This window comes from Psychrobacter sp. 78a-MNA-CIBAN-0178, assembly GCF_040309625.1.
In the GTDB taxonomy this organism is placed as follows: Bacteria; Pseudomonadota; Gammaproteobacteria; order Pseudomonadales; family Moraxellaceae; genus Psychrobacter; species Psychrobacter okhotskensis.
Map to the genome: position 1 here is coordinate 331432 of NZ_JBEOOZ010000001.1, position 13096 is coordinate 344527.

Below are 13096 nucleotides of genomic sequence, written 5' to 3' on the forward strand. Positions count from 1 at the left end.
GCTTATTGGTTGTTAGTCTCAAAATGGCAGACTTGATAACGCTTAAGCTTAACGGTTCGGCTAAATGATTAACCTCGAGACTTACTTTTGCGCTGAGACATAGGATCAGCGCTTAAGCTGCGATAGACTTCTATCCGGTCAAACGGCTGCAATTGATAGTTTAGCGGCTGCTTTTGGGCGTAGATACCTACATGCCAACGCTTAGCCGCTGGTGCTGTCACATGTACCACTTCCTCACACCACGTTGCCAATGCTGGAAATTGCATCAACCAGCCTGCTTGCGCGAGTGCCTCATACAAAGTAGTGCCCTCAGCGACTGACAACGTCAGATAATGTTGACGCTGCGCCTCTTCAGCATATGCCAGATATACTGTCATGAACGCGCTCCGCTTAGACTGGGCCACAGTATTACTGTTACGAGTATGGTTAAATTCAACCGCATCAGCCGTTAGCTCAACCACTGCATCACCCAGCCTATTAATGCCAATAGCAATGCCACTGGTACAATGAGACGTATCGCTACCCGCCATAGGTTATAGAACGCTTCATTGCCAAAGTTTAGAGACTTGCGTAAATGGCTTATCTTCATCTGCCAGCCGGCGAAAATCGACAACAACAATACCGTGATACTACTGATAATAACCAGTATACCTACTAGCCATGTAGTCGGTATAACGAGGACTAGTACCAGCGCTACCACAAAAGTTATCATCAAGCTAACCAACAGTCCAAACTTATGCGCCAACTGCTGTGCACTATAATGTAGCAAGTAGCTCGCCACAAACACCACCCCTAGCCAATAAATCAGTTGTCCGATCGGCGGTAGTGCCATGCCACTGATGAATAATGCTACAACGCCAACCAATAACTGTAATATCCATATAGGCAATACCAGCTTGGTCGCCCGATATTCTTGATTGGCACGAGTGCGTGCTGGCTTTTGCGCATTGATATTGTCTACCTCTACCGCTGTGACGACTTGCTTGGTTGATAAATGTTGACCGAACCAATACAGTCCTGTACCCGCCCCCACACTGACTAGCGCTAAAGCAACCGCGCGCGCCCATTCACTTAAGCTGATACCCGTCATCGCAAAGTCAATATTCGGCAAACCATTCGCCACCCCTAGCAGCAAGCCGACGAGCATTAATCCTAAGCCAATCGGTAAAGGCGTAACACCGAGTAAGCTTAATAAGACGGCGATGACCATCAATCCCGCAGCGATAGCAAAGCTTGGAATGTCAGGTGCACTATTAATATCGCTAAGCGCTGATACAATACCCGTGCTAGCGCCCGATATGACTAACGCGGCAATAATAATCGAAACTAGGGCTGCCAACCAACCAAAGCTTCGCCATAACGGACTGGCATCAGCCTCACGAGTGAGTTTCTGCATACCTGCCAACGGGGCATCGACACTACGATAAGCGAGCGCAATCTCAGCATATACCACTGGCAGTGAGACCAATAGCATTGCCAACAGCCAAAGTAACCAAAAGTCAATCTCACCAATGGACGCAGGCGCAAACCAGCGAAACAACAATAGTGGTAGCAACGCGGCGATAAAATAAGAAGCATAGCGGATCATCATAATCTAAATCCAAACGATCTAAAGTGAATAACGATAATTTATAACCCTCTGTACAATACACAGGTCTGTTTAATATAAGGGACTATCTAATATAAGGGACTAGCAGTTATAAAAAAACCCCGAAATCGGGGTTTAATAACTAAATAATGGCTGACACCTAAGCGACGGTTCCATAGCAAGGTGCTATCTATGATACAGCCAATTTATAATATAGCCGACGCTAAGCAATATCACTTAGTGAACGGCGCTCACATAGTCGGCCAAAATACGGATATCGCGATCTGACAGCTTAGAAGCTACTGTCTGCATCATACCCTTTTCGCCTTCTTTCGCTGCATCGTTAGCACGCTTTTGATCATCGCTTGCGATATCATCTTCGCGGCCAGCGGCACGGAACAGTTTTAGCTGAGTCGCAATATATTGCGAGTGTTGTCCACCTAAACGTGGAAACGCCGCCCAAGTATTACCGGCCGCATCTGGACCATGACAACCTGCACAACCAATAATGCCACGAGATTTGTCACCACCTAAAAACAGCTTGGTCGCTTCTTGGTTAGTCGCTGGATTACCGAAGCCAACACCCCAAGGTGCTTGGCTTGCATAATAGCCTGCCACATTGGCCAAGTCTTGTTGCGACAAATTCGCCACTTGCGACTGCATAATACCGTTTTTGCGGTAGCCTGCTTTAAAATTGACCAACTGCTTATAGAGATACTTAACATTTTGGCCGCCTAAATTAGGCTGAGCAGGAACAACACTGACACCGTCAACACCATGACAAGCTGCACAGACTGTTTCTGCAATTTGCTTGCCGGCGTTAACGTCATATTCGGGAACAACAATAGCAGCTTGTACGCTGAAACTTGCAACGCATAAACTGGCAGCAGCGATTAACTTTTTCATTGATACAAATCCTACTAGCTCGGCGTAAGCATTATTTAGAGTGGTTGCATCGACGAGCCCATTGATATACGTCGCGCTACTATTTAGCGAGTTCAGCATATATCTTATGGACTTGTTACAAGCAGTCTGAAAGTACTTACTAACATCAGGGTTTATTTTGGATTATTATAGCAAGACTTTATAGTATTTGCCTACTTAATCCCTAATTAATACCTACTCAGTCACAGTAGCCAATGGTTTTTCTATTGGTGCTACCACAGAAAACTGCCTGAAAAATAAAAAGCGCATGAGGGGTATGCCCCTAGCGCTTTATTATATCCGTCTAAAATTTTGGTCAGGCACCTGCTATTTATGCGTTTTGCTATTTACTCATATAGTCAATCAGCTTGCGATAGTCATCATTACTACAGTTATCACAGAGTCCGCCAGCTGGCATCTGTGTCATACCACTTTTGACTGAGTTGATCAGAGCTGGCATGCCTTTTTGTTGGATGAGCTGCTGCCACTTAGCACTGTCGCCTTTTTTGATAGCATTCAACGCGCCACTATCGTGACAAGCCGCACATGAGTTATTATAGGTCGTAGCAATATCAGCAGCACCGGCACTGGTTGTCATTGCCGTTGTCAGGATGAGCGCTGCGCCGCTACCTGCTAACAGACGGCAGGTTTTGGTAAAAAGTGTGGTGATTGAAGACATGGGACACCCCCTTATGTGTTTTTCAGACGTTTAATTTAATATTTGCTTAGTTAAATACGATCTTAAACGTTTTTCATTAAACATTGTAACAATATATGTCGACTTAATATACATGAATCGAGTTTGGCTTTCGTAACGCCTTTATTGTGCTGTAAAGAACTTTCGCTAAGCGCTACTACGCTTTAATGGTATGCTGTCGTTTATATGAGACTAATCGCCATCATTTCAATAAGTAAGACGGTTAATAGTATAGAATAGTCACTAATTTGAGACGATCATTGCTATCAGCCTTAGCCACTCGCGTTTTATTTATTCGATGCGCCGCTTGAACGATTAGCCAACCCCCAACTCTCACTACCGTATCCAATTTTTTGCAGATTAATGAGCCATTTATGAGTACCCCGTTTACAGATGTCGCCGCCGAACATGCGGTGTTTAATACCAAATCGCGCCAACGAATTCAGCAAACTGAGTTTATGACGTCAGCACCTACGTTTCGCCTTTGTCCGCCTGATGTCGGGTTAGAGGTTGCTTTTGCAGGACGCTCAAACGCGGGTAAGTCCTCGGCTATCAATGCATTGACCAACCAGCGGCAGTTGGCGCGCTCGTCCAAGACGCCTGGGCGTACGCAGATGATTAACTTTTTTAGTATTGGTGACAAGCACAGACGTCTGGTTGATTTACCAGGCTATGGTTATGCTGCCGTGCCGCTGGAGATGAAAAAAGAATGGCAGGTCGAATTGGAAGAATACCTGGTATCGCGCTCAAGCCTAGCAGGTTTGGTGTTGATGACAGATATTCGTCATCCGCTCAAATTCTTTGATGAGCAAATGCTATTTTGGGCCAAAGAAGGTGATCTACCTGTCCATATTTTGCTGACTAAAGCGGATAAATTGAAATATGGCGCTTCTAAAAACGCCTTACTCAATACCCGTAAAAGACTAAAAAAGTTAGGTCTTAAATGCACCATTCAACTGTTTTCTGCCTTAAGAAAAGAAGGGCTTGATGAATTGGCTGGGGTAATGGGCAATTGGTATGAGTACCAGCTTAGTGATGACAAAATCATTGAATCTTCTTTTAATCTGCTTGATGATGAGCCACTTACAGAAGAAGATATGTTCGAAGATAATGAGCAGCCTAACCATGAGTTGCCAACTGATAAGTAAATAGCAGAGTATTAGTAGTACTTCATAAAAGTTGATAAAAAAAAGGGTGTATCGTTAATAGCGATACACCCTTTTTTGCTGTCATGTATTTGTTCACATTGATTCTAGCCGCACAACAGTTTCGCTAATTCTTGCGGTGTCTCTACCTGATAAGTGGGTAACTGAGCAGCCAGTTCGGCGCTGGATGCGGTACCATAGTTGACAGCAATGCTAGTCATACCCAGCTTATTTGCCATTTGAATATCATAGATACTGTCACCGATGAATACCGCGCCTGATATTGGCTGCTGCGTATGATTCAAGATGTCGGTCAGCATTTGTGGATCAGGTTTTGAGCCTGACTCATCAGCACAGCGGGTAATGTCAAAATAATCATGACTTGCCGAAGCATCCAATACGCGATCCAGTCCGCGCCGCTTTTTGCCAGTAGCCACGGCAAGCTTACGACCCTGCTGTTGCAAAGTCTTTAGCATGGCCTCCGTAGGGGCAAAGAACGGTGTGCGATGGCTATTTGGAATATAGTAGTCAGCGTAGCTTTGCTGAATGGCCAGCTTTTGCGTGTTACTTGCCTGTGGATACAAAATCTCAATACCGTTCATCAGGCTAAGACCAATGATGTCTTTGACTGCTTGATCAGTCGTGTGAAAGCCATGCGCCTCTCCAGCCACATGCATAGACTCAACGATTAGACCAATTGAATCCATCAACGTACCGTCCCAATCAAAAATAACTAGCGTCTTATCAGCTAAGCCATGATCAGACTGTTCACTCATAAATTTGCCTTGGTAAATGGTGTGCATTTATTACAGATACTAAAACGTCACGCCGACTTATTAATACAAATCAATAAGTGAGCATGACGTTTAGGGTTAACACTTAATACTGGCTACACTTTAACATGGAGCGCAAAGCGGTCAAGTTTATTCAGGCAACTTGGTTTGCTCTGGTAGCCAATCAGCCATCTCATCTGGTAATGGTGCGGTAATAGTCTTATAACCCGGAATATCTAAGCGCCATGCATGCAAGCACAGACGATGCACGCCAGATTTGTCATGGACGTTATACTTATCGTCACCTAGGAGAGCGTGACCCAGATGAGCCAAATGCACCCGGATTTGATGGGTACGACCCGTTAGTGGCTTCGCTTCGATTAAGCTGACCGGCTGACCGGCAATCATAAAACGGCCATGCACGATAATATCTGTCTGGCTTTCTTTAGATTGAGGATCCTGCGCATCTACTTTCACGCGGCGCTCACCACTAGCCAGTGTATAGCGTAGCAATGGTGCATCGATACGTTGCTCATTCAGGGCAGGCTGACCCTTAGCAATGCATAGATAATGCTTTTGGATGGTTTTGTCGACGAGATGCTGCTGCAAGGTTTTCAGCGCTGAGCGCTTCTTGGAAATCATCAGCAGACCTGAGGTATCTTTATCGATGCGATGAATCAGCTCTAGGTATTTTTTACCAGTCACTTCACGCATGGCTTCGATAACGCCAAAATCAAGGCCGCTGCCACCATGTACGGCAATACCAGAAGGCTTATTGAGCACTAGCAGACCATCGTCTTCATAGACCACTCGCGCCAATAAGCTATTGGCAAATTCAGTGCTGATAATGGGTTTTTCACGGGTCGCCAGCTGTACAGGAGCGATACGCACCACATCCTCACGCTGCACTCTATCGTGTGCTTTGCAGCGCTTATTATTAACTCGAATCTCATCTGAGCGAATCATTTTATAGATGTGCGACTTGGGCAGACCTTTTAGACGGTTCAATAAAAAGTTATCTAAGCGCTGGTCGTGCTGATGGCGAGTGACTTCAAGGTAATTGACCTTTTCAAAGTTACTAATCTCATCGTCGGCGCTTTGCGGGCGAGTTTTGCTATTGAAGATAGCAGGAGCTTCATGGGTAGTTGCGTCGTCAGTCATTTTGGAGTTTGTCATTTTTAGTTAGGTATTTACACAAAGATTTGTTATAGTTTAGCATGTTGAGCGCCAATTAAGCAGAGGTTGCGGCAATAATCGTTATTGTCTCAAACAACTTATCGCCATCTTTACTACTTGCTAGTAACGAGGCCTACATTGTACTTCAAGCTAATTTTGCACGCATCATCTAATTTTTAGGATAAAATGCCAATTAACACATGGCATAGCGTCCAGTAAACGGTATTTATACCAAATATAATCGCCTTGACCATGGTAGCAAACGCGCCCATGTATCAAGCGATAGCAGTACACAACTACTCATTTAACGCACGACCACGACTTGATTTTTAATCATGCAAGCGCGCGCAATTGAGCAAGTGATGGTAGTCCGATATTAAGAGTTTAGAGCTGCCTGAATATTGGCGGTCAAACAGATATAATAGATGTCATATAAAAGATATATACCCAATCGAGCGATTCGCCGATTACTATTCTGTTTGCCAAGTACGCCCCGCTGAGCAGCAGCGCAGTGGCACTCTTAAGGTCAGACACCAAAATACATAGATGTTATAAGTTAAAATAATAGATAAAACAATTGATTTGATTTGAGCTAATATTGAGAGGTTCGTTGAATTTAACGGTTTAGCGAATAAACCGAACAGCGAATGAATTGTGACCATGTGGCAAGCGCTTCGATAGACTCTTACAAAGTATATTACATGCCCTTCACCACTTTAGATGTTCATCATCTTGGTAAAACTTACGATGGCAAGGTGTTAATCGCCAAGCCTCTAGGCCGATAAAAACGGTTGACAGTCGGTGTCGATATTTTAGCGGTAGTTTTCAAGCCCTTAAAGTGTGACAGTAGATAATATTACAGCCTTACACCCTGTATCAGTAACTACTTAAAGCTCTCTGTTTGCTACGCTCAAACGCAGTCAATTCATTGTGAATTAATAGGCAATTTTTTTATATGTGCCACTTAATACGCTCTTTTATTTATTCAATTTTATCTGAGCACAATGCTGCTCTATCATCTGGTATTTTTAGCTAATCTTAATATTAGCGTCCCTTGCTACCACCGCTTCCTTACTTTGGTTATTATTATATTGATCACTGTCCAATTGGCAGTCTGAATAAATCGTTAATGTGGCTTGTTATAAAAGCCACTTACCATAAAAGTTTTTTCATTCAGAGTTTTTCAATATATTAGTCGTTGTCCTGTGTATTCATAGGATAATAGTATGAAACGCATTCTGATTAACGCCACTCAAAACGAAGAAATTCGTGTCGCCTTATGTAAAGGCAACCATCTTTACGATTTCGATTTAGAAAACCGTACCCGCGAACAAAAAAAATCTAACATCTATAAAGGCCACGTCACCCGTGTCGAGCCGTCGCTTGAAGCCGTGTTTGTCGAATATGGCTCACAGCGTCAAGGGTTTTTGCCTATTCGTGAGATTTCTGCCGAATACCTTAGCGGCAATCCACGTGATGAAAATATCAAAAAATTGATTAAAGAAGGCGATGAGCTCATCGTCCAAGTCGAAAAAGAAGAGCGCGGTAATAAAGGCGCTGCCCTATCGACTTATGTGTCATTAGCCGGACGTTATCTGGTATTGATGCCAAATAACCCTCGTGGCGGCGGTATCTCGCGTCAAATCTCGGGCAAATTGCGCGAAGATATGAAACGCATGCTAGGCGGGCTTGACTTGCCAAAAGGCATGAGCGTCATTATTCGTACTGCTGGTATTGGTAAAACTCAAGAAGATTTGCAACACGATTTAAACCATCTGCTCAATATCTGGCAAGCCATCCAAGAGCAAAACCAAAAATATCCATCACCGCGCTTGGTACATCAAGAAGCGGGCGTTGTTACTCGTGCCGTGCGTGATTATCTACGCGATGACATTGCTGAGATTTGGATCGATAACGAAAACGCTTATATAGAAGCGGCAGGCTTCATCGATGCGGTCATGCCAAAACAAGCTGAAAAACTGCGTAAATATACCGATTATGAGCCGATGTTTTCGCGCTTTAATATCGAAAAACAAATCGAAACTGCCTATCAGCGTGAAGTGCGCCTGCCATCAGGCGGCTCAATCGTTATCGATCAAACTGAAGCCTTGGTCTCTATCGATATCAACTCAGCCAAGTCGACCAAAGGCTCAGATGTCGCTGAGACGGCTTATCATACCAACTTAGAAGCCGCAGACGAGATTGCTCGTCAATTGCGTCTGCGTGATATGGGCGGCTTAATTGTCATTGATTTCATTGACATGAATGACAATAAGCACCAAAAAGAAGTGGAAAAACGTCTGATTGATGCCACCAAATATGACCGCGCGCGCGTGCAATTTGGAGATATCTCTAAGTTTGGTCTGATGGAGATGAGCCGTCAGCGTCTGCGTCCGTCATTAGAAGAGTCGACGGGTTATATCTGCCCGCGCTGTCATGGCAACGGTATGATTCGTGACTTGCGCTCGCTGTCACTATCGATTATGCGTCAGATTGAACAAATTGCGCTAAAAGAGCGTCAAGGTGAAGTGCAAGCCGAAGTACCGACTGATATCGCCGCTTTCTTATTAAATGAAAAGCGCGATGCCTTAGTTTATCTTGAGCAAGACAGTGGTACGCGTATCACCATCTTGCCGCACGCACATTTAGAGTCACCAAACTTTAAGCTACACTTTAACCGTGATGGCTTTGCGCCTTCAAGCTACGAGCGTATTACGGATACAGCCCAAGAACATAGTGATCTTGGCTACGAGGTTGACTGGCAAACTGCTGAGAAAGAGCGTCCCGAGCAGCAGCCGACCCGCCAGCCACGTCAAGTAGCAGACAATAGCGCCACAAGCCAAGCAGCTAACCGCGCACCTACTACTGCCCCAAGCGCAACTGAGCAACAGCAGACTAGCACCGTCAGTCATAGCAATGAGCGTCGTAATAATACGAATACGAACGCCAATAACGCTGTGTCAGCACGTGCACCACAAGACAATAAAGCGAGCGTTGCCGCGCCTGTAACCACTCAAGCTGCTAGTGTTGCAACGACTGTGCAGCCGCAAGCTGTGGCATGGTTGTCGAATCTATTTGCACAAGCCCCGCAGGCGCAAACAACCAATAGTGTCAGTAGTCGTGATGCCGCAGAAGCCATCGAAGCCCTCGTAAACAATGGTGGGCAAAGTTTAGGCTCTTTCGGACAAGTTGATAATAGCGCGTTGACTGGCAATGCCCAGAGCACATCGCAAACGACTCAACCAGAGAGCAGCCAAAAAAGCGATAACCAAGCGTCGAATACCAACGCTAACCGTCAGCAAGCACGTCGCAACACGGACAGTGATAATGACAGTGACGACAACAATGCTGAGGATAGAAGAAGACGTAAGCCGCGCAAATCAAGATCTTCTAAGCCGCATCAAAGAAAAGAGCAGCGTGACGAGACGAGCAATGATGATGTAGCCAACAATAATGCCGATAGCAGCGCTGCAACCAATACTGATGACAAGTCAGCTGATAGTAGCCAAGACAAACGTCAGCAGGACAATAGCAATAGACGCCCTAACGATCGTAACCGCAATAATCGTCAAGATAGCAACCGTAATAGTAATAACAACGGGCGTAACGACGGAAATCGCGATGATACTGAGCAAAAAGACAGTAACGAGGCAGCGGCAGCAGACGAGCAGACTCGCACTAAACGTAAGTCGAACGCTCAGCGTGCCTCACGCGGCAAGCTTGAGCGCGGCGATACACTAACAGCTGACAATGTTAAGCAAAACGCTCAGCAAACGGCTACCAGCGCTAGCAAGAACCAATCAAGCACACGCCGAAACCAAGACCCTAACGAAGTAGTGCTACAGGTCAATGAAGCAACCAATGAGCTTAAGACACCAGAAGTGGTGCACTTATCCTTAGATGACAGCAAGTCTACACAGACAACTCGTCAGTCAGCTGAAGAACAAAGCTCCGCGCGCGATACGACGAAAGACGAAGCAGCGAAAGAGCCTACAGACAATAGTCATACTCAGCAGAACGCTGCTAAAGAAAGTGTCCACCAGCAAAATAGCGCGGTGAAAAATACTGACAAGCATGGTACGAATGAGCACGGTACCAGTCAGCACGTTACCAGTCAGAAAAGTACTCAGGTGAAAAGTGCTCAGGTGAAAAGCGCTGAAGAAAAAATCACTGAAGAAAAAAGCGCTGATATAAAAAGTAACGCTAAACAGGATAATGAGTCTGTTAGTGAGACGCAAAAAGGCAATACCCAAGCCAATACTGGCAAAAGCAATGATGCAGAAGTGAGCACTACGGCAGATCAGGTGCAACAGGCTGCACCTACAGACGACCGTAAAGTCAATGACAAAACAGCATCGGTAGATGAGCAAACAGCGTCTAAAAACAGTGTTGACAGTCAAGCGGATAGTCAGAAGCCAGTCACTACTGAGGCAGCTAGCGTAGCAGCAGCACCAAGCGCACAAAAAACTGACGACGGCAATGCAACTACGCCCGCGACGGATACTAGCAACCCTAGTAACTCAGCGCTTGAGCTGACGCATGACGCATTGTTTGCCAAACGCTACGTGACAGCTAAGAAGTTCGGGCAAGCGAGCAATGACCCACGTGTCGTTCGTAGTCAGCAAGCGCAATCTGCTGAGCAGCCGCAAGCAACTGAGCAAGTAGTAACAAGCGCACCAAGCATTCGTGGTACAGTTGGTGACTTTGTTCGTAAGGCATTAACCGATGCAGAAAGTCGTTTAAAAAATGATGGTGTCATCAGCTGCTTTATTGCTGCTATCGAAGCACATACGCAGCAAGCCCAACCGGCTGTTAATGGCGCTAAGGTTGAACGCGATTCAAGCGAGAACAAAGGCGACGACAATGACTTTGCCACTCGTCGCTTTGACTTTAGCAACTACGGCTATCAACCTTTAGCCGCGGATTACCTTGCCCGCTTTGAAGCGATGACGCAAGCGGTCAGTCAGTTTGCGGCAGCGCAAGGCAAAACAGCCGTTGAGCCACGTGCTATTGGCAAACGTGCCAGCAACGATCCACGCGGTCAACATCCTGATTATCAGGAACCAGCGGTACTCACTATTGCTGATGAGCAAGCAGCGCAGCCAACCATGACCGCTAGCGAGCCAGTCACTGAGTCTAAGCAAGCTGGTAACGACGTGGATGCGCACAAGGTAGAAGCGACAGCCTTAGCCAATCAAACGCAGACATACGATATCACTGCTGAGAGCGAACAACTGCTAAAAGCAGAGCAAGCGCTAGAAGAGGCAAATGCCAGTGGCAATGGCAATGATAATAGCATTGACAATAAAACTGCTGATGTCAAAGATGTTGAGGCTGAGCAAGCAGAAACTGAGCAGCCTATAGTGGAGCAACTGACTAAAGAAGAAAGTCAGGCAGCTAAGTCAAAAACCACGATTGCCAGTTATAAAAACATGATTGAGAATGTGGCGGAGCAACTATTGCCACAAACAGGTATGTTTAATTTAACCACGCCAAAAGTACCAAAGGCGCGCAGCCGTAAGCCAAAGACTGACCATAAAAAGCCAACGCAAGCTGAAAAGCTAGAGTCTGGTGAGTCAGACAGCGAAAGCTAATTGTAGAGCCCAAAAGCAAAAGCCCCAAAGTTGTCAGCAACTTTGGGGCTTTTTTATTCTATAGGTTGCTTTAAGTCTTAACATTGATCGCTTATATGCATTATATTTAATGTATAGGCAAGGAATTTTAGAATCGCTACAAGGCGACCGACCGCAGATAGTACACTGAGTACATCTAAGGCGTGTAACACTGTAGCGATTTAAAAGTGCTCTGACTATAGCGCTTTAATGCGCAGAAGAAGCGTCTTTATCCTTACCGCGTATTTTGCCAATCATCGTCATAATGCCAACCATGATCACACCTACTACCAAGCCGACCAAACCATTTAGCAGCATTGTCGTCGCACTTTCAAATATGCCAGTCAGATGCGCCAAGTCTTCGACTTCATGATGCAAAAAGTCGATACCGTGTACCAGAATACCACCACCGACTAAGAACATCGCCAATGTCCCAGCGATAGTTAAAAACTTCATCAGCTTGGGTGCCGCCGATACCAAAAATTTACCGATTTTTTGCGTGACACTGCCTGATTTTTTCATCAGATAAAGACCCGCATCATCCATTCTGACGATACCAGCAACCAAGCCATATACCCCAACCGTGATCGCTATCGCAATAATGGAGAGTACCAAGCTTTTTTCTAGCAAGCTTGCCCCTGCAGCTGAGCCTAAGGCAATGACGATAATCTCAGCAGACAAAATAAAATCTGTCCGAATAGCGCCTTTGATTTTTTCTTTTTCAAAAGCAACAAGATCGATGGTTTCATCCGCATTGGCTTGCCGACGGGCATTTTGCTCCTCGTCGTGTGGTAAGACGTGAGGCCAAAACTTATGAATGACCTTTTCAGCGCCTTCATAGGCTAAGAATAGCCCGCCACACATCAGCAAAAACGTCACCAAGGGTGGATAAATGGTACTGATTAATAACGCGGCCGGTACTAAAATGAGCTTATTGATGAATGAACCTTTAGCGACGGCCCAAACCACTGGTAACTCGCGATTGGCTTTGACCCCTGTTACCTGCTCCGCATTCAGGGCTAAGTCATCACCTAGCACCCCTGCGGTTTTTTTGGCGGCCACCTTGGTCATGACCGAAACGTCATCGAGTATTACACTGATATCATCAAGTAGGGTTAACAAACTGGCACCTGCCATACGCACTCCTTAGTATAAATTCGCTTAGATTAGTAAATGTTTCA

9 protein-coding genes are annotated in these 13096 nt (G+C 45.4%); 2 read left to right on the forward strand and 7 right to left on the reverse strand.

Annotated elements, in window-relative coordinates; translation table 11 throughout:
• Positions 1-68 precede the first annotated feature (68 nt).
• The 4 genes from AAEY80_RS01430 to AAEY80_RS01445 form a co-directional block, all read right to left on the reverse strand.
• A complete protein-coding gene (locus tag AAEY80_RS01430) occupies positions 69-530 on the reverse strand; it encodes an RnfH family protein (RefSeq protein WP_227687553.1) in 462 nt (153 codons plus the stop codon).
• Positions 449-1591: a hypothetical protein gene (locus AAEY80_RS01435; RefSeq protein WP_201566131.1), complete on the reverse strand. Its 1143-nt coding sequence runs from the start codon at positions 1589-1591 to the stop codon at positions 449-451. Before AAEY80_RS01435 ends, AAEY80_RS01430 begins: the two co-directional genes overlap by 82 nt.
• 234 nt (positions 1592-1825) lie before the next feature.
• Positions 1826-2494 carry a c-type cytochrome gene (locus AAEY80_RS01440; protein WP_025651708.1) on the reverse strand — a complete coding sequence of 223 codons (669 nt, stop codon included), beginning with the start codon at positions 2492-2494 and terminating at the stop codon, positions 1826-1828.
• 361 nt (positions 2495-2855) lie between these two features.
• Entirely contained in the window at positions 2856-3191 is a 336-nt protein-coding gene (locus AAEY80_RS01445; RefSeq protein WP_101210784.1) for a c-type cytochrome, read from the reverse strand.
• Positions 3192-3583: 392 nt separating this feature from the next.
• On the opposite strand from AAEY80_RS01445, the gene yihA reads away from it, so the two are divergent.
• Positions 3584-4357, forward strand: a complete 774-nt coding sequence (gene yihA, locus AAEY80_RS01450) for a ribosome biogenesis GTP-binding protein YihA/YsxC (protein WP_025651710.1) — start codon at positions 3584-3586, stop codon at positions 4355-4357.
• Positions 4358-4461: 104 nt separating this feature from the next.
• Here yihA and AAEY80_RS01455 read toward each other — a convergent pair whose 3' ends face one another.
• Together AAEY80_RS01455 and AAEY80_RS01460 are read right to left on the reverse strand one after the other, a co-directional pair.
• Complete coding sequence (locus tag AAEY80_RS01455; RefSeq protein ID WP_201575819.1) at positions 4462-5130, reverse strand: HAD-IA family hydrolase; 669 nt, start codon at positions 5128-5130, stop codon at positions 4462-4464.
• Positions 5131-5277: 147 nt separating this feature from the next.
• On the reverse strand, positions 5278-6288 hold the full coding sequence (locus AAEY80_RS01460; RefSeq protein WP_201566129.1) for an RluA family pseudouridine synthase: 1011 nt from the start codon (positions 6286-6288) through the stop codon (positions 5278-5280).
• Positions 6289-7529: 1241 nt separating this feature from the next.
• Here AAEY80_RS01460 and AAEY80_RS01465 point away from each other — a divergent pair.
• Positions 7530-11897, forward strand: a complete 4368-nt coding sequence (locus AAEY80_RS01465) for an Rne/Rng family ribonuclease (protein WP_201575821.1) — start codon at positions 7530-7532, stop codon at positions 11895-11897.
• Positions 11898-12122: 225 nt separating this feature from the next.
• Here the strand turns inward: AAEY80_RS01465 and AAEY80_RS01470 are convergent, their stop codons facing one another.
• The gene (locus AAEY80_RS01470; protein ID WP_201575830.1) at positions 12123-13052 is read right to left on the reverse strand and encodes a DUF808 domain-containing protein; all 930 of its coding nucleotides are present in this window, start codon (positions 13050-13052) and stop codon (positions 12123-12125) included.
• Between the last annotated feature and the right edge of the window lie 44 nt (positions 13053-13096).

Coding starts and splice junctions, on each gene's coding strand:
- AAEY80_RS01470 (WP_201575830.1), bottom strand. CDS start 13,052: ATGGCAGGTGCCAGTTTGTTAACCCTACTTGATGATATCAGTGTAATA.
- AAEY80_RS01440 (WP_025651708.1), bottom strand. CDS start 2,494: ATGAAAAAGTTAATCGCTGCTGCCAGTTTATGCGTTGCAAGTTTCAGC.
- AAEY80_RS01455 (WP_201575819.1), bottom strand. CDS start 5,130: ATGAGTGAACAGTCTGATCATGGCTTAGCTGATAAGACGCTAGTTATT.
- yihA (WP_025651710.1), top strand. CDS start 3,584: ATGAGTACCCCGTTTACAGATGTCGCCGCCGAACATGCGGTGTTTAAT.
- AAEY80_RS01465 (WP_201575821.1), top strand. CDS start 7,530: ATGAAACGCATTCTGATTAACGCCACTCAAAACGAAGAAATTCGTGTC.
- AAEY80_RS01460 (WP_201566129.1), bottom strand. CDS start 6,288: ATGACTGACGACGCAACTACCCATGAAGCTCCTGCTATCTTCAATAGC.
- AAEY80_RS01435 (WP_201566131.1), bottom strand. CDS start 1,591: ATGATGATCCGCTATGCTTCTTATTTTATCGCCGCGTTGCTACCACTA.
- AAEY80_RS01445 (WP_101210784.1), bottom strand. CDS start 3,191: ATGTCTTCAATCACCACACTTTTTACCAAAACCTGCCGTCTGTTAGCA.
- AAEY80_RS01430 (WP_227687553.1), bottom strand. CDS start 530: ATGGCGGGTAGCGATACGTCTCATTGTACCAGTGGCATTGCTATTGGC.